General features: G+C 64.5%; 16 protein-coding genes. 3 read left to right on the top strand and 13 right to left on the bottom strand.

All coding sequences use genetic code 11. The features are described 5' to 3' along the window. The first annotated feature begins 89 nt into the window (after positions 1 to 89). Positions 90 to 1,331 carry an MFS transporter gene (locus FOY51_RS10770; RefSeq protein WP_235916245.1) on the top strand — a complete coding sequence of 414 codons (1,242 nt, stop codon included), beginning with the start codon at positions 90 to 92 and terminating at the stop codon, positions 1,329 to 1,331. On the opposite strand, the gene FOY51_RS10765 is transcribed toward FOY51_RS10770, so the two are convergent. The 6 genes from FOY51_RS10765 to FOY51_RS10745 all read right to left on the bottom strand — a co-directional run bounded on the left by FOY51_RS10765 (position 1,324) and on the right by FOY51_RS10745 (position 5,737). Beyond that, the gene (locus tag FOY51_RS10765; RefSeq protein WP_149430434.1) at positions 1,324 to 2,373 is read right to left on the bottom strand and encodes a sulfate/molybdate ABC transporter ATP-binding protein; all 1,050 of its coding nucleotides are present in this window, start codon (positions 2,371 to 2,373) and stop codon (positions 1,324 to 1,326) included. The genes FOY51_RS10770 and FOY51_RS10765 overlap by 8 nt on opposite strands. A 35-nt stretch (positions 2,374 to 2,408) precedes the next feature. Next, positions 2,409 to 3,215: a sulfate ABC transporter permease subunit CysW gene (gene cysW, locus FOY51_RS10760; RefSeq protein WP_149430231.1), complete on the bottom strand. Its 807-nt coding sequence runs from the start codon at positions 3,213 to 3,215 to the stop codon at positions 2,409 to 2,411. After that, positions 3,212 to 4,102 carry a sulfate ABC transporter permease subunit CysT gene (gene cysT / locus FOY51_RS10755; protein WP_371830433.1) on the bottom strand — a complete coding sequence of 297 codons (891 nt, stop codon included), beginning with the start codon at positions 4,100 to 4,102 and terminating at the stop codon, positions 3,212 to 3,214. Before cysT ends, cysW begins: the two co-directional genes overlap by 4 nt. 11 nt (positions 4,103 to 4,113) lie before the next feature. After that, positions 4,114 to 5,148 carry a sulfate ABC transporter substrate-binding protein gene (locus tag FOY51_RS10750; protein WP_149430230.1) on the bottom strand — a complete coding sequence of 345 codons (1,035 nt, stop codon included), beginning with the start codon at positions 5,146 to 5,148 and terminating at the stop codon, positions 4,114 to 4,116. A gap of 147 nt (positions 5,149 to 5,295) precedes the next feature. Next, a complete protein-coding gene (locus tag FOY51_RS27955; protein WP_353961363.1) occupies positions 5,296 to 5,385 on the bottom strand; it encodes an Ms4533A family Cys-rich leader peptide in 90 nt (29 codons plus the stop codon). A 136-nt stretch (positions 5,386 to 5,521) separates the two neighbouring features. Continuing rightward, positions 5,522 to 5,737, bottom strand: a complete 216-nt coding sequence (locus FOY51_RS10745) for a hypothetical protein (protein ID WP_149430229.1) — start codon at positions 5,735 to 5,737, stop codon at positions 5,522 to 5,524. A 79-nt stretch (positions 5,738 to 5,816) separates the two neighbouring features. Here FOY51_RS10745 and FOY51_RS10740 point away from each other — a divergent pair, with 79 nt between their 5' ends. After that, a complete protein-coding gene (locus FOY51_RS10740; RefSeq protein ID WP_371830432.1) occupies positions 5,817 to 7,850 on the top strand; it encodes a glycoside hydrolase family 15 protein in 2,034 nt (677 codons plus the stop codon). 8 nt (positions 7,851 to 7,858) lie between these two features. Here FOY51_RS10740 and FOY51_RS10735 read toward each other — a convergent pair whose 3' ends face one another. From FOY51_RS10735 to lepA, 3 genes are read right to left on the bottom strand one after another with little or no spacing between them, the layout of a single operon-like run. Next, entirely contained in the window at positions 7,859 to 8,278 is a 420-nt protein-coding gene (locus tag FOY51_RS10735) for a hypothetical protein (protein WP_149430227.1), read from the bottom strand. A gap of 16 nt (positions 8,279 to 8,294) precedes the next feature. Continuing rightward, positions 8,295 to 9,218, bottom strand: coding sequence for an NAD(P)H-dependent flavin oxidoreductase (locus FOY51_RS10730; protein ID WP_149430226.1), 924 nt, complete (start codon positions 9,216 to 9,218; stop codon positions 8,295 to 8,297). Positions 9,219 to 9,226: 8 nt separating this feature from the next. Next, on the bottom strand, positions 9,227 to 11,083 hold the full coding sequence (gene lepA, locus FOY51_RS10725) for a translation elongation factor 4 (RefSeq protein WP_149430225.1): 1,857 nt from the start codon (positions 11,081 to 11,083) through the stop codon (positions 9,227 to 9,229). Positions 11,084 to 11,179: 96 nt separating this feature from the next. Here lepA and FOY51_RS10720 point away from each other — a divergent pair, with 96 nt between their 5' ends. Continuing rightward, a complete protein-coding gene (locus tag FOY51_RS10720) occupies positions 11,180 to 11,737 on the top strand; it encodes a type II toxin-antitoxin system PemK/MazF family toxin (protein ID WP_149430224.1) in 558 nt (185 codons plus the stop codon). 10 nt (positions 11,738 to 11,747) lie between these two features. Here FOY51_RS10720 and FOY51_RS10715 read toward each other — a convergent pair whose 3' ends face one another. Genes FOY51_RS10715 through FOY51_RS10700 form a run of 4 tightly spaced genes read right to left on the bottom strand, consistent with a single transcriptional unit; the run spans position 11,748 to position 16,063 of the window. Continuing rightward, positions 11,748 to 12,551 carry an aquaporin gene (locus FOY51_RS10715; protein WP_371830431.1) on the bottom strand — a complete coding sequence of 268 codons (804 nt, stop codon included), beginning with the start codon at positions 12,549 to 12,551 and terminating at the stop codon, positions 11,748 to 11,750. 49 nt (positions 12,552 to 12,600) lie between these two features. Further along, positions 12,601 to 13,443: a transglutaminase family protein gene (locus FOY51_RS10710; protein WP_187776268.1), complete on the bottom strand. Its 843-nt coding sequence runs from the start codon at positions 13,441 to 13,443 to the stop codon at positions 12,601 to 12,603. After that, positions 13,440 to 14,417 carry an alpha-E domain-containing protein gene (locus FOY51_RS10705; RefSeq protein WP_149430222.1) on the bottom strand — a complete coding sequence of 326 codons (978 nt, stop codon included), beginning with the start codon at positions 14,415 to 14,417 and terminating at the stop codon, positions 13,440 to 13,442. Before FOY51_RS10705 ends, FOY51_RS10710 begins: the two co-directional genes overlap by 4 nt. Continuing rightward, positions 14,417 to 16,063 carry a circularly permuted type 2 ATP-grasp protein gene (locus tag FOY51_RS10700; protein ID WP_149430221.1) on the bottom strand — a complete coding sequence of 549 codons (1,647 nt, stop codon included), beginning with the start codon at positions 16,061 to 16,063 and terminating at the stop codon, positions 14,417 to 14,419. Before FOY51_RS10700 ends, FOY51_RS10705 begins: the two co-directional genes overlap by 1 nt. Positions 16,064 to 16,092 lie beyond the last annotated feature (29 nt).

The following is a 16,092-nucleotide window of genomic DNA, read 5'->3' as shown; positions in this document are numbered from 1 at the left end:
TCCTATATGCAGCTAGAGCATAACCGAGGCGACAACGATTCATTTCCGTTATGAGACCGCTCGGACGACGATGGGAATCAGGAGGTTCGATGACACTGCAGGCCGAAGCGAGAACCCACGCTCACCAGCGCGGATCCGCCGGATATAGACGCATCACGCTCGCGCTGTTCGCGGCGGGTCTGACGACGTTCGTGTCGATGTACAGCGCGCAAGCCGTGCTGCCGACGTTCTCCGAGTATTTCGGCGTGTCCCCAGCGACCTCGGCGCTCGCGGTCTCGGTCACCACCGGCTTCTTGGCGCTCGCCATCGTTCCGGCGAGCGTGTTGTCCGAACGCTACGGACGCCGCAGGGTGATGGCCATCTCCGCGGCGGCGTCGTCCGCAATCGGCTTGTTACTCCCCCTCAGCCCGTCGATCGAAGTGCTGCTGGCGTGTCGTGCGGCCCAAGGCATCGCGCTCGCCGGTGTCCCTGCTGTTGCGATGGCCTACCTGGCCGAGGAAATCCACTCGGATTCGTTGGGTGCAGCCGCAGGCCGCTACATCGCGGGAACGACCATCGGTGGCCTTGTCGGCCGGCTGATCCCCGCCGCGGTACTGGATCTCACGTCGTGGCGGTGGGCGATGGAATGCGCCGCGATCGCTGCGACGGCGTTCGCGCTGATCTTCGTCCGCGAACTCCCGGAGTCGCGCTACTTCACCTCGCGTCGCGTCGGCATCCGCTCGACCGTCGCCAATCTGGCTGCGCACCTGCGCAATCCCGCGCTGCTGAGTTTGTTCACGCTCGGATTTGTCCTGATGGGTGGGTTCGTCACGGTCTACAACTATCTGGGCTACCGACTCATGGCCGCGCCGTTTCACCTGTCGCAAGCGGTGATCGGGTCGGTCTTCCTGCTCTATCTGGCAGGCACCGTGTCGTCAGCGGCAGCCGGTCGATCGGCAGATCGCTTCGGCCGATCGCAGGTGCTGACGGTATCCGTAGTGGTCGCGAGCGTGGGCTTGCTTGCCACACTGGCGAATTCGATCGCCTGGATACTGATCGGTGTCGCACTGTTCACGGCCGGATTCTTCGGTGCGCACTCGGTGGCCAGCGGTTGGGTGAGCCGGATCGCAACGGTGCACCGCGCCGAGGCGTCGTCGCTGTACCTGTTCGGCTACTACTTCGGCAGCGCGATCGCCGGCGCCGTCGGCGGAATCGCATTTCACGCGGCAGGCTGGAACGGGTTGACGATTTTCGTCGGCGTCCTGCTCGTCGCCGCACTCCTGCTCGCATTCGGACTGCGTCGCCTGGTTCGCACCCGACGGCCCGAGTCAGGGGCACCCTCCCTCACTTAGACGTGGTGAGGGGTTCCCCGACTCCTGCGGATTCCGGCTGCTCGATAACGTTTTCCGGCAGCTGCGGCAGTCGCGTTGCCCGCGCGTAGACCGTTTCGCCCTCACTGAGCCGCAGCGCTTCGCTGTCGCCACGCGTCACCTGCGCGGCGAACAGGTCGCCGGTTGCCGCATTGCGCAATTCCACGCGCACCTCGAACCCGAGGTGCACCACTCGCTCGACCGTGGCGCGGGTGACACCGGCCGATTCCGCTGTGCCCTCCAGCTGAGCCTGCGCCATCGCGGGATCGCGCCCGACCCGAATGTCGTGCGGGCGCACCAACTTGCCGTTCAACTTCGCGACGGGCCCCAGGAACGACATGACGAAATCGTTCTCCGGCCGGTCGTAGAGGTCTTCCGGTGTGCCGACCTGCTCGATGCGGCCCTTGTTGAGCACCGCGATCCGGTCGGCGACGTCGAGCGCCTCTTCCTGATCGTGAGTCACCAGCACGGTCGTGACATGCACTTCCTCGTGCAAACGCCGGAGCCACGTCCGCAGATCGGTGCGCACCTTGGCGTCGAGCGCGCCGAACGGCTCGTCGAGCAGCAGCACCTGCGGATCGACGGCGAGCGCACGCGCCAGCGCCATGCGCTGACGCTGGCCTCCCGAGAGTTGCGCCGGGTAGCGATGCTGAAAGCCGTCGAGTCCGACGATTCCGAGCAATTCGTCTACCCGCTTGGCGATTTCGGGCTTCGGACGCTTGCGAATCTTCAGGCCGAAGGCCACGTTGTCGCGGACCGACATGTGCTTGAACGCGGCGTAGTGCTGGAACACGAAGCCGATGTCACGCTTCTGCGGCGAGATGTGCGTGACGTCCCGGCCGGCGATCGTCACGATCCCCGAGTCCAACGTCTCCAAGCCTGCGATCGAGCGCAGCAGCGTCGACTTACCGGAGCCCGACGGGCCGAGCAGTGCCGTCAGCGAACCCGACGGAATGTCGAGCGTCACGTTGTCCAGCGCCGCGAAGTTGCCGTAGTGCTTGTTGGCACCGGTCACGGTGATCATGTTGGCGCCGGAGTACTGCGTCGGTGCACTGGAGCTCATTTGCTTGTCCTCTTACGGTCGAGGGCCGTCATCGCCAGCAACACGACGAGCGCGATGCCCATCAACAGTGTCGCGGCCGAATAGGCGCCGAAGGTATTGCGATCGTCGATGTAGCGCGAATGCACCAGCAGCGTCAACGTCTGCGATACACCGGGGAATCCGGAGGACACCATGATCACGGCACCGAACTCGCCGAGGGCACGGGCCACCGTCAACACGACGCCATAGGTGAGGCCCCAGCGGATGGCCGGAAGCGTGATACGCCAGAACGTTTGCCACCCGGACGCGCCCAGCGTCGCCGCCGCTTGCTCTTGATCGTCACCGATCTCGTGCAAGACCGGTTCCACCTCACGCACGACGAACGGCAATGTGACGAAGATGGTCGCGATCACCATGCCCGGTATGCCGAAGATCACCTTGAAACCCAGGTTCTCGACTCCGCCGAACCAGCCGTTGACACCCCACAGCAGGATCAGCGAAACGCCGACGATGATGGGAGACACCGCGAACGGCAGATCGACGATGCCCTGGATGAGCCCACGCCCCGGGAATCGCCCGCGCACCAACGCAAGTGCGGTCACCACACCGAAGACGACGTTGATCGGAACCACGATCGCGACGATCAGCAGAGACAGGTTCAGCGCCGAGATGGCGGCGGGCGTGCTGATCGAATCGACGAACGCGCCGATGCCGTCACCGAACGTTCGCCACAGAATCAAGACGATCGGCAGCACCAGCAGCACGAACAGATAGAGCAACGCCACACTGCGCAGCGCGATCCGAGACGACCTGGTGACGTTCACGCTGCCTGCTCCTGTTTGCGAATGCTCCGCTCGGCGATGATCCGCAGAATCAGCAGTGTCAAGAACGAGATCAGCAACAGGACCACCGACACCGCCGCGGCATTGGCAGGAGCGTCGATCTCGATCTGCTGCTGAATGTACTGCGACGCCATCTGCGTCTCTCGCGGAATGTTGCCGCCGATGAGCACCACCGAGCCGTACTCACCGATGGCACGTGCGAACGCGAGCCCGCCACCGCTCAGCACGGCGGGGAACAACGCGGGCAACACGATTCGACGAAACGTCGTCCAGTTGTCGGCGCCGAGCGACGCGGCCGCTTCCTCCACTTCACGATCCGCTTCGATCAGCACCGGTTGAACGGAGCGGACGACGAACGGCAACGTCACGAACGCCAGCGCGACGATCAGGCCTGGCTGCGTCGCATTGAGGTGAATGTCGATCGGGCTGTCCGGACCGTAGAGCGACAGCAACACGATGCTGGCGACGATGGTCGGCAACGCGAACGGAAGATCGATGAGCGCGTTGACGATTCGCTTACCCGGGAACTCGTCCCGGACCAGCACCCACGCGACCAGCGTGCCCATCACCACGTTGATCAGCGCGACCACGATGGACACCAGGACGGTGACCCGCAGCGACGCGAGCGCCACCGGTGCGGTCACCGCGTCCCAGAATCCACCGAGGCCGTTGTCGAACGATGTGACAGTCAACGCCGCGAGTGGCAGCAGCACGATGATGCTGAGCCACAGCACCGATACTGCGATGCCGAGCGGCCCCACTGTCCCGTTGACGCGCATCCAGCGCGATCGAGGTTTGGCGGGCAGGCCGGAGCCGGGGCCGGGCAGATGTGCCCCGGCTCCCTGCTCCGTTGTCTGTGTTGTCGTCACATCGATTCCAGTTACTTGGTTGCGCTGTCGTAGATCTTGGCGACAGAGCCGGTGTCCTTGGTGAACAGATCCTTGTCCACAGTCTTCCAGCCGCCGAGGTCATCGATGGTCCACAGCTTCTCCGGCTGCGGGAAATCCTTCGCGAACTCCTGTGCGACGCCCGGATCGACCGGACGGAACCCGGCCTGCGCCCACAGCCGCTGACCGTCCTGGGTGTAGAGGAAGTCCTTGAAGGCGGTGGCCTTCTCCAGGTTCTTGCTGGTCTTGATCACGGCAACCGGGTTCTCGATCTTGAACGTGGTCGCGGGCGTGACATGTTCGACCGGATCGCCGTTGCGCTCGGAGAACAGCGCCTCGTTCTCGTAACTGAGCAGCGCGTCACCCGTGCCCTGCAGGAAGGTCTCGGTGGCTTCGCGACCGGACTTCGGCTGCACCTTGACGTGCCCGCCGACCAGCTGGCTCAGGTAATCGAGGCCGGCCTGCGGGTTCTTGCCGCCGTCGCTCTTGTCCGCGTACGGCGCGAGGAGGTTCCACTTGGCCGAACCCGAGCTGAAGGGGTTGGGCGTGACAACCTCGATGCCTGGCTTGAGCAGGTCGTCCCAGGTACGGATGTTCTTGGGGTTGCCCTTGCGGACGACGATGGTCACGACGGATCCGAACGGAATGCCCTTGTTGGCGTCCTTGTTCCAGTTCTCGTCGACCAGGCCGGCATCGACGAGGCGGGTGACGTCCGGCTCCACGGAGAAGTTCACGACGTCTGCGGCAGCGCCGTCCTTGACCTTGCGAGACTGATCACCCGATGCGCCGTAGGACTGCTGGAACTCCACGCCCTTGCCCGCGTCGCTGGCGTTGAATCCCGGAATCACCTTGTCGAAGCCGGGCTTCGGCACCGCGTAGGCGTACAGGTTCAGCGTTGTGGTCTTGCCACCGTTGCCCGAGCCGCTGTCGGCACCGACCGTGTCGCTCGAGCCGCCGCTGCACGCGGTGAGAGCTACTGCTCCGATGGTGACGAGGGCGGTGGCGAAATAACGAGATCTGCGTCTCATGACGGGAAATGCCTTTCATGCATGGTGCTGTTCGACAGAAATGTGGCGGGGGTGAGACAAACGAAACCGGCCACGATTCGCGCGGAGACCGGACGAACCGGGGCCTACGACAGATGGCAGAAAGGTGCCCGATCAGTCGCTGAGAGGTCAGCGACAGTCGATATCGGCGACAGCGAGCATGCCGATCGCGATCAACGCCAACCTATGGCGGACCCGATGAGCGACGGCTGCAGACACGCGGCGAAGCGTAGCAGAGCAGGCGAAAGGCCTCGAATCGAAAGTGCGGGACACCGAAATTACCTGGTCAGCAACCATCCGACGATGACGAGCAGAAGCAAGGCGAACAGCGCCAGTGTGACGCGTGAACGAGGCATCAGGGCAGCCTCCCAGTTCGGTCGGGGGTGGTCGTCGAGTCGGGATTGGCACGCCCGAGCAAATGGAGCACCGAAATCAAGACACGATCGAGTAGCCACGCGATTGCGCAGCTCACCGGAACCATGACGGCGAGGACGACGATGAATTGCGGGATGAACGGCAGACCGGCCACCCACAGTTCCAGTCCGTCCCACCAGCCGGCGATTCGATGCACTCGGCCACCTTATCGTTGACCCCTTCTACTTCTGCGATTCGCGTGGACGGAGCACCGTCCAAGGTCGATGATGTTGCACATGGCTCCCCTCGACCAGCAGTCGTCGGATTCCGACGCAATGGAAGTGTCCGCACCCGTTCTGGACGACGACGGCAGGGAGGACTTCGATCTCGATCAGGACGGCGAAAAACCGCTGTCCGCCATTGCCTCGCATCGCAGCAACTTCCCGCCCATCGACGACTACGCGTTTCTCTCCGACTGCGAAACCACCTGTCTGATCGCCCGCAACGGCGCTGTCGAATGGATGTGCGTTCCGCGACCGGACGCCCCGAGTGTCTTCGGCGCGGTCATCGATCGCAGTGCGGGCCACTTTCGTGTCGGCCCCTACGGACAGAACGTCCCCGCCGCTCGTCGCTATCTGCCGGGCGGGTTGATCGTCGAAACCACGTGGCAGACCGAAACCGGATGGCTGATCGTTCGCGACGCTCTGGTCCTCGGCCCGTGGCACAACACCGATCAGCGCTCGAAGACCCACCGCCGAACCCCGACGGACTGGGATGCGGAGCACATCCTGCTGCGCACGGTGAAATGCGTCAGCGGCACCGTGGAACTCGAGGTGAGCTGCGAACCCGCCTTCGACTATCACCGCGCCGCCGCCGAGTGGACCTACACCGGCAAGGTCTACGGGGAAGCCACGGCCACCTGCAAGGCCACGGTCGGCGACCATCCGTCGCTGAAGCTGACGACTAATCTGCGGCTCGGACTGGAAGGGCGTGAAGCCCGTGCCCGCACCCGGATGGTGGAGGGCGACAACGTCTTCGTCGCCCTGTCGTGGTCCGAGTTGCCTGCGCCGCAGGATTTCGCCGAGGCGGAGAAGAAGATGTGGCAGACCGCCGAATGTTGGCGGCAGTGGATCACCATCGGCCGATTCCCCGATCACCCGTGGCGCGGCTACTTGCAACGCAGCGCGCTCACCTTGAAGGGCCTCACCTACGCACCGACCGGTGCGCTGATGGCGGCCTCGACGACGTCGCTTCCGGAAACGCCTGGCGGCGAACGCAACTGGGACTACCGCTATGCGTGGGTTCGCGACTCCACTTTCGCGTTGTGGGGTCTCTACACACTGGGGCTCGATCGCGAGGCCAACGATTTCTTCTCCTTCATCTCCGACGTCGGCAAGGACAAGGACGGCAATGCCGTTCCGCTGCAGGTGATGTACGGCATCGGCGGCGAGCTGCAGCTCGACGAAGCCGAACTCGATCACCTCTCGGGCTACGAAGGCGCCCGCCCGGTCCGTATCGGCAACGGCGCCTTCGACCAGGAGCAGCACGACATCTGGGGCACCATGCTGGACTCCGTGTATCTGCACATCCGCTCACGCGAGCATGTGCCGGAGTCGCTGTGGCCACTGCTCAAGCGTCAGGTCGAAGAGGCCATCAAGCACTGGCGTAAGCCGGACCGCGGCATCTGGGAGGTGCGCGGGGAACCCAAGCACTTCACGTCGTCGAAGGTGATGTGTTGGGTCGCTCTCGATCGCGGCGCCAAGCTGGCACTGCTGCACGCCGAGAAGAGCTACGCGCAGGAGTGGCAACAGCTCGCCGACGAGATCAAGGACGACATTCTCACCAACGGGGTCGATTCGCGGGGCGTCTTCACGCAGGCGTACGGCGTCGACTCCCTCGATGCGTCGTTGCTGTTGGTGCCGCTGCTGCGTTTCCTGCCCGCCGACGACGAGCGTGTCCGTGCGACAGTGCTGGCGATCGCCGACGAACTGACCGAGGACGGATTGGTGCTGCGCTACCGCACCGATACCACCGACGACGGATTGTCCGGCGAAGAGGGCACCTTCACCATATGTTCGTTCTGGCTGGTGTCGGCGCTGGTGGAGATCGGCGAGCTGGATCGCGCCAAGCGGCTGTGCGAACGGCTACTCGGCTATGCCAGCCCGCTCAAGCTCTATGCCGAGGAGATCGACACCAAATCCAGCAGGCATCTCGGCAACTTCCCACAGGCGTTCACCCACCTGGCGCTGATCAACGCTGTGGTGCACGTCATCAGAGCAGAAGAGGCACGGCAGTCCGGGCATTTCCAGCCGGCACACAGTTCGAAGTAGCGGCGACCTCAGCCCACCAGCTGCATCGGCGGAAACTCCACCGCCGTCGGAGCTGGGAGGGCGACAGGTCGACGACGGCGGTGCGGCACCAAAGTTCTGCGCGCCTTCGCAACAGCGACCACCAGCTTCTCGACCTGAGCCTTGGCGACGAATGCGGGCGTCAACGCCCATTCCACCAGGTCCAGGATGTCGCCGAGTCGCTGGACGAGTTCTTCGGCACCGGCCCGCGCCTGACCGATCGCAGCGAATTCGTCGCGAGCGGCGATCAGCACCTCGTTGAGGTTGTCGACGGCAGGATCCAGTTCCTCGATGACGTCGACGAGGTCCACCAGCATGTCGTCGATTCCGCGCATGGTGGTGTCGGCGTTGAGCGCCGCACTGGTCAGACGACGAAGACGTCCGGTCGGCGATGTGACCTGTGTTGCCACGGTTGGTGCTCCCTCGTCAGAACCGTTCGAGCAGCTGCTCGGCGCGAGCAGCGATGTCTTGGACAATCGCACCCGCACCACGGGCCACGTTGACCAAACCTGCTGCCTGACCGGCGTATACGACCCCGAGGTTCGGATCGGCGGGATCGTATGCGTCTGCCAACTTAGCGTGATCGACGTCACTGTTGTGGTATTTCGATGTGAAGGCGTTTTGCAACGCGCGTCCGCCCCAGCGCTGCGGCCAAGGTTGGTCGCGGGCTTGATCGAACACCGAAGTGTAAACGGTGTCGCCGCTCCCGGCGGCCAACAAACGGTCCCTCGCGTACTCCGGACCGATGGTCTCGGGACTCGCCAGCAGGACAGTTCCCAGCAGCGCGCCCTCGGCACCCGCAGCCAGCACGGCGGCCAATCCCCTGCCCGTTGCGATGCCACCCGCAGCCAGGACCGGCAGCTCGGTGGCTTCGAGCACCTCCTGCAGCAGCGGCAGCGTCCCGATATGGCCGGTATGGCCGCCCGCTTCGCCGCCCTGCGCGACGATCACGTCGACACCGGCGCGCTCGGCAAGCCGCATGTCGTCGACCGTGTTGATCTGAGACAGCACCGGAATACCCGCCGCGTGCACCCGGTCGACATAGGGCGCCGGATCGCCGAAGGACAGTCCGATCACGGTCGGCTTCGCGGCAATCGCGGCATCGAGCAAGGACCCGTCGTCGAGTGACCACGTCTGCAGCCCGATCCCGAACGCGCCGCCGATGTCACGAGCAACAGCAGACTCTGTCGCGATCCAATCGGCGGTCGTGTAGCGCGCCGCACCGAGCATGCCGAGTCCGCCCGCCTTGGAAACCTCGCCCGCCAGTTCGCCACCGGCACGACCACCCATCGGCGCGCTCAGGATCGGCAACGCGATGCCGAGTTCACGGGTCAACCAGGTCTCGAGCATCGGAACTCCTACTTCTTCGGCTTGTCGGATGCGGCGTCGGACGAGAGCGCAGCGACGAATGCCTCTTGCGGCACCTCGACGCGGCCGATCGTCTTCATCCGCTTCTTGCCTTCCTTCTGCTTCTCCAACAGCTTGCGCTTACGGCTGATGTCACCGCCGTAGCACTTCGCGAGCACGTCCTTACGGATTGCCCGAATGTTCTCGCGCGCGATGATCTTGGAGCCGATCGCAGCCTGGATCGGCACTTCGAACTGCTGCCGCGGGATGAGCTCGCGGAGCTTGGTGGTCATCTTGTTGCCATAGGCGCCCGCAGCGTCCTTGTGCACGATCGCACTGAACGCGTCGACGGCTTCGCCCTGCAACAGAATGTCCACCTTCACCAGCGCCGACGCCTGCTCGCCGGACTCCTCGTAGTCGAGGCTTGCGTAACCGCGGGTGCGCGACTTCAACGAATCGAAGAAGTCGAAGATGATCTCCGCCATCGGCATGGTGTAGCGCAGTTCGACTCGCGTCTCGGACAGGTAGTCCATGCCGCCCAACTCGCCGCGGCGCGACTGGCACAGCTCCATGATCGAACCGATGAACTCGCTCGGCGAGATGATGGTGCATTTGACGATCGGCTCGAAGACGTTGCGCGTCTTGCCTTCCGGCCAGTACGACGGGTTGGTGACGACGTGTTCGGTGCCGTCCTCCATCTCGACGCGGTAGACGACGTTGGGCGCGGTGGAGATCAGGTCGAGGCCGAATTCGCGCTCGAGCCGTTCGCGAGTGATCTCCATGTGCAGCAGACCGAGAAAGCCACAGCGGAAGCCGAAACCCAGCGCAACCGACGTCTCGGGCACCCAGGTGAGCGCCGCGTCGTTGAGCTGCAGCTTGTCCAGTGCGTCCCGCAGATCCGGGTAGTCGGAGCCGTCCACCGGGTACAGGCCCGAATAGACCATCGGTCGCGGTTCGCGATAGCCGGTCAGCGGCTCGCTCGCGCCGTTGCGCGCAGACGTGACGGTGTCGCCAACCTTCGACTGACGAACGTCCTTCACACCCGTGATGAGGTAACCAACCTCGCCGACGCCGAGCCCCTGTGTCGCTTTGGGTTCCGGCGAGACGACCCCGACCTCGAGCAGGTCGTGGGTGGCGCCGGTCGACATCATCTGGATCTTCTCTTTGGGCTTCAACGAGCCGTCGACGACGCGGACATAAGTGACAACGCCGCGGTAGGTGTCGTAGACGGAGTCGAAGATCATTGCCCGGGCAGGCGCGTCGGCGTCACCGACGGGCGCCGGGATCTCCTGGACGACGTGATCGAGCAACTCGGAAACACCGACACCGGTCTTGCCGGACACCCGCAGCACGTCACCGGGCTCACAGCCGATGATGTGCGCGATCTCCTCGGCGTAGCGATCGGGATCGGCAGCAGGCAGGTCGATCTTGTTGAGCACCGGAATGATCGTCAGATCCTTGTCCAGGGCCAAGTAGAGGTTTGCCAGCGTCTGGGCTTCGATGCCCTGTGCGGCGTCCACGAGCAGCACCGCACCCTCGCATGCCTCCAGCGCTCGCGACACCTCGTAGGTGAAGTCGACGTGGCCCGGCGTGTCGATGAGGTGGAGAACGTACTGATCACCGGCAGCGTCGCCTTCCCGCACCACCCACGGGAGGCGGACGTTCTGCGCTTTGATGGTGATACCGCGCTCACGCTCGATGTCCATTCGGTCGAGGTACTGCGCACGCATCTGCCGGTCCTCGACCACACCGGTGAGCTGCAGCATCCGGTCCGCGAGCGTCGACTTGCCGTGGTCGATGTGCGCAATGATGCAGAAGTTCCGGATCCGCGACGGATCGGTGAACGTCGTATCGGCAAAGCTGGGCACTCGACTCCTTCAAGGCATGGTGAAACACGTTTTGCGGCGGCCGCTGGGCCCGACGCGCCCTCCATCGTCCCATGAGCGGCTACTAAACTCGGAACGATGGCGGGCACGTGGAACACGATCGGCAAGCAACTCGGCAGCATCGCCAAGGAGCAAGCGCCCAAACTGGTGCGCTCCCGCGCCCCCAAGCTGGTCGAGCAACTCGAGAAGTCGGGCATCTTGCCTGCGAAACGAGTACCCGTGATTCCGGGCCGACCGGTCGCGTCCAGCTCCGTTCCCACCGCACACCGAGCACGACAGGTGGTCTACGCACCCAACCTCGACGGTCGTGCCGATCCCGGCGAGGTCGTGTGGACCTGGGTCACGTTCGAAGAGGACGCGTCGAAGGGCAAGGATCGGCCGGTGCTGGTTGTCGGCCGTGACGGGTCCACACTGTTGGGACTGATGCTCTCGTCGAACGAAGACCGCGCCCATGATCGCGACTGGATCGGGATCGGTGCCGGCGCATGGGACGGCGAAGGCAGGCCCAGCTGGGTCCGCCTCGACCGCGTGCTGGACGTTCCCGAAGCCGGGATTCGCCGCGAAGGCGCAATCCTGGATCGAAAGGTCTTCGACACCGTCGCCGCCCGCCTGATCACGGGCTACAGCTGGCGCTAGTTGACGCCGGTCAGTTCACACCTTTGTACCTGCCGAACAGGCCGCGGTACACCAAGGCACCCAAGGCGCCGCCGATCAGCGGGAACACCACGAACACCCACACCTGCGCGAGTGCACCGTCCTGGTAGGGCGCAACCGCGAGGCTGCGAGCCGGGTTCACCGACGTGTTGTCCACCGGGATCGAAATGAGGTGGCACACAGCCAGTGTGAAACCGATCGACAGCCCTGCCAGAGGACGATCCGCCAATTGATCGGTGGACGAAAGCACTACGAACACCAGCAGCGCGGTGAGCACTACCTCGATGATGACAACTGCCGCAACGCCGTAACCGTTCAGACCGGCTCCGGCCGAGGGGCTGTGCGCACCCCAACCGTTGGCCGCAAGCCCGTCCGCTGCGCGGTCGTAGGTGGGGCGACCCTTCGCGACCGCGTAGATCACCACCCCGGCAAGGAACGCGCCGACCAACTGGGCCACCACGTAGGCTCCCGCGGCCACCGCAGAGATACGGCCGAGCAGCAGATTCGCCAGTGTGACTGCCGGATTCACGTGACAGCCCGAGATCGGCCCGATCGCGTAGACCAGGAACAACAGGGTGAATCCGAAAGCCAAGGCGACACCGACGTTTCCGACGCGATCGCCGGCGAGGACGGCCGTTCCGACACCACCGAGGACGAGAACGAATGTCCCGAGCGCTTCGGCGACGGCCTTCTTCGGCTCCGAGATGTGCTCTTGCGCTATGTGATCGATGCCTGGGGCCGCTGAAGACGGCGAGTTGGAAGGTACTCGACTTGACGACGGTTCTTGGTTAGACACTGCCCCACCTTTGCCCGATAGGTCCGCTGCCCGAGATGTAGCCAGGACTCTACGCGAGTCGTGTGATCTCCACGACAACATCGAGTGCCGTGGAGCCGCCGCCCGAGTAAATGCCTTTCAGCGGTGGCACATCCCCGTAGTCACGACCGACACCGACCGAGACGTGTTGCTCGTTCACCTTGACGGCGTTGGTGGGGTCGTAGCCCCACCACGCACCGGTCCAGGCCTCCACCCAGGCATGACTCTCGCCTTGCACCGTCTCGCCGATCGGCGCCTTCGGCCGCGGGTGCAGATACCCGGAAACGTAGCGACTGGGGATGCCGACGCTACGCAGCAGCAGCAGCGTCAGATGCGCATAGTCCTGGCAGACGCCCGTTCGATCGCCGAAAGCCTCGACCGCAGAGGTGTGTACAGAAGTAGTGCCCGCCGAATACGACATCTCGCTGTGGACCCAATCGGCTGCCGCGACAACCGCATCGACGGGGTCGAGGCCCTTCGTCAGCTGCTTGGCAACCGACGCCAGCTTGCGATCCTTCGGAACATACGTGGTGTGCGAGAGCAACTCGTCGAATCGGTCGAGCGACAGATCACCACGCAGGTCCTCCCACGACCACGCCTCGGCGGGCTCCGCGAACGGATCCGTTTCCACCACCGAGGATCCGGTCACCTCCAGCTCGGTGTGCGGGGCGTGCAAGTCGAACGCGGTGACAGCAGTGCCCCAGTAGTCGGTGTAGCGATACGACCTGGTCGCAGGTGCCGTCTCGACCCGATTGAGAATCACGTTCTGCCGATTGTCCGCTCGCGGAGTCAGTCTCGCCTCGTTGTAGGACGAGGTGACAGGTTCTTCGTAGGCGAAGCCCGTCGTGTGGACCACGCGCATACGCCAGCTCACAGCTCCCCCTCGACTTTGGCTTCCGGACGATCGTTGCCGATCGCCGCATCGGTCCACGCCACCCAGGGTGCGGCGTGGAAGTACTGCAGAGAGATGGCCTCGCCGACGTCGTGGCAGGTGTCCTGCAACGACAACAGCCGAGATTGCAAGTCCTCCAACAGTTCTCCCGGCGGCAGGAATTCCAGTTCGCTCCGCGCACGGCCCAGCAACCGTTGCGCCTCGTGCCGCGCGCCGACCCGGCTGTTCGGCCGCTGATCCAATTCCTCCAGGCACCGCTCCGCGACCCGAACCGAATGAAACACCGATCGCGGAAACAGCCTGTCCAACAGGATGAATTCGGCGACCAAGTGTGCGTCCAAGGCGCCGCGGTGGGTACGCAGATACGTGTCGTGCGCACCGGCCGAGCGCAGCACCGTGACCCACGCAGGCGACGACGACCGATCGCCCGCACGCGAAAGCAGCAGGCGCACAGTCATGTCCACCCGCTCGACGGAACGACCGAGCAGCAGGAACCGATAACCGTCGTCACGGCTGAGTGTCGAATCGGCGAGACCGGCGAACATCGCGGCGCGCTCTTTGACGTAGCGGAAGAACTCGTGCGGGCCGAGCCTGCGCGCCGCGCGCTCCCGGTCCGGCAGGCCGTTGTAGGTGGCGTTGAGGCACTCCCACATTTCACTGGACGTCACTTCCCGTGCACCACGGGCGTTTTCGCGCGCGCTGGAAATCGAGTCGACGATCGAGCCGCCGTGCTCCCCGCTGAAGGCAACCAGTTCGGTCACCGACCACACGTCGAGAGTTCCCTCGGGCGGCTCGATGCCGAGCACCCGAAGCAGCAGTCGCGAGGTGCGATCGGGGTTGACAGTCGCGTCCTCGAGCAGCTGATGCACCGCGACGTCGAGGATGCGTGCCGTGTCGTCGGCACGTTCGACATATCGGCCGATCCAGTAGAGCGACTCCGCATTTCGTGCGAGCATCAGCCCTCACCGCCGATCTGTTGCTGCTGCTGTTGCTGTTGCTGGTTCGACAGCTCCGGCCCGTGCTCTGCGTCCCGACCTTCCGGCGGCTCGCCGACCAACTCGTCACCCGAGAGTTCTTGCTCGGCAACGGATGCGCGGCTCGCCAGCACCCAGGTGTCCTTGCTGCCACCGCCTTGGCTGGAGTTGACCACCAGCGATCCTTCCGGCAACGCGACCCGGGTGAGGCCGCCGGGCAGTACCCACACGCTCTCGCCGTCGTTGACGGCGAACGGACGCAGGTCGACGTGGCGCGGTGCCAGCTGATCGTCGATCTTGGTCGGCACCGTCGAGAGCTGCACCACCGGCTGCGCGATCCAGCCTCGGGGATCCGCCTTGATCTTGCGGGTGATCGTGTCGAGCTCCTTCGGCGACGCGTCCGGACCGAACACGATCCCGTAGCCGCCGGAGCCCTCCACGGGTTTGATCACCAGTTCGTCGACGCGATCGAGCACCTCTTCACACTCGTCGTCCAGCCAGCAGCGGAACGTATCGACGTTGGCCAGCAACGGCTTTTCGTTGAGGTAGTACTCGATGATGGTCGGCACGTAGGTGTAGACCAGCTTGTCGTCGCCGACACCGTTACCGACCGCACTCGAGATCACCACGTTGCCCGCGCGCGCCGCGTTCAGGATGCCCGCGACGCCCAGTACCGAATCGGGTCGGAAGTGCATCGGGTCGAGGAAGTCGTCGTCGATACGCCGATAGACGACGTCGACCTGTCGCTCCCCCTCCGTCGTCCGCATGTAGACGAGGTTGTCACGGCAGAAGAGGTCGCGACCCTCGACCAGTTCCACACCCATCTGACGCGCCAACAGCGAATGCTCGAAGTACGCGGAGTTCGCCACGCCAGGCGTCAGCACCACCACCGTGGGGTCGGCTTCGTTCAACGCGGCCGATGCCCGCAGTGCACGCAGCAGGTGGCTCGCGTAGTCGCCGACTGCGCGCACACGGTGCGAGGAGAACAGATCGGGGAACACCCGCGCCATCGTGCGGCGGTTCTCCATCACGTACGACACGCCCGACGGCGACCGCAGGTTGTCCTCCAACACACGGAAGACGCCTTTTTCGTCGCGAATCAGATCGATGCCGGAAACATGGATACGCACGCCGTTCGGCGGGACGAACCCGGCGGCCTCGCGGTGAAAGTGCTCGCAGGACGTGACGAGCCTTTTGGGAATGACGAGGTCGCGCAAGATGGTCTGTTCGCCGTAGACGTCGGCGAGGAACATTTCCAGCGCCTCGACCCGCTGCTTGATTCCGCGCTCCAGACGCGCCCATTCCGCCGCCGCCAGCACGCGTGGCACCAGGTCCAGAGGGAACGGCCGCTCCTGGCCGGACAGCGAGAAAGTGATGCCCTGATCGACGAACGCACGGCCGAGCGCGTCGGCACGGGCCCCCAGATCGTCGGGCCGCGTCGGTGCCAACGCTTCGAAAATCCGCTTGTACGGCGCTCGAACACCACCGTCGCTGTCGAACATTTCGTCGAACGCTTGGTCATAGGACCCGGAATCGTTGTAACCATCGAAAATTTGCTTCTGGGTTGCCCTACTCCGGGCTGACGCGACGGGAGTACGGGCCGACTTCGTCGATGATCGGCGGCTCATTCGGTCATGGTGCTACATGTCGGCGCTGC

This window comes from Antrihabitans cavernicola (assembly GCF_008297975.1).
Classification (GTDB): domain Bacteria; phylum Actinomycetota; class Actinomycetes; order Mycobacteriales; family Mycobacteriaceae; genus Antrihabitans; species Antrihabitans cavernicola.
This window is presented reverse-complemented; position numbering and strand designations above follow the sequence as displayed.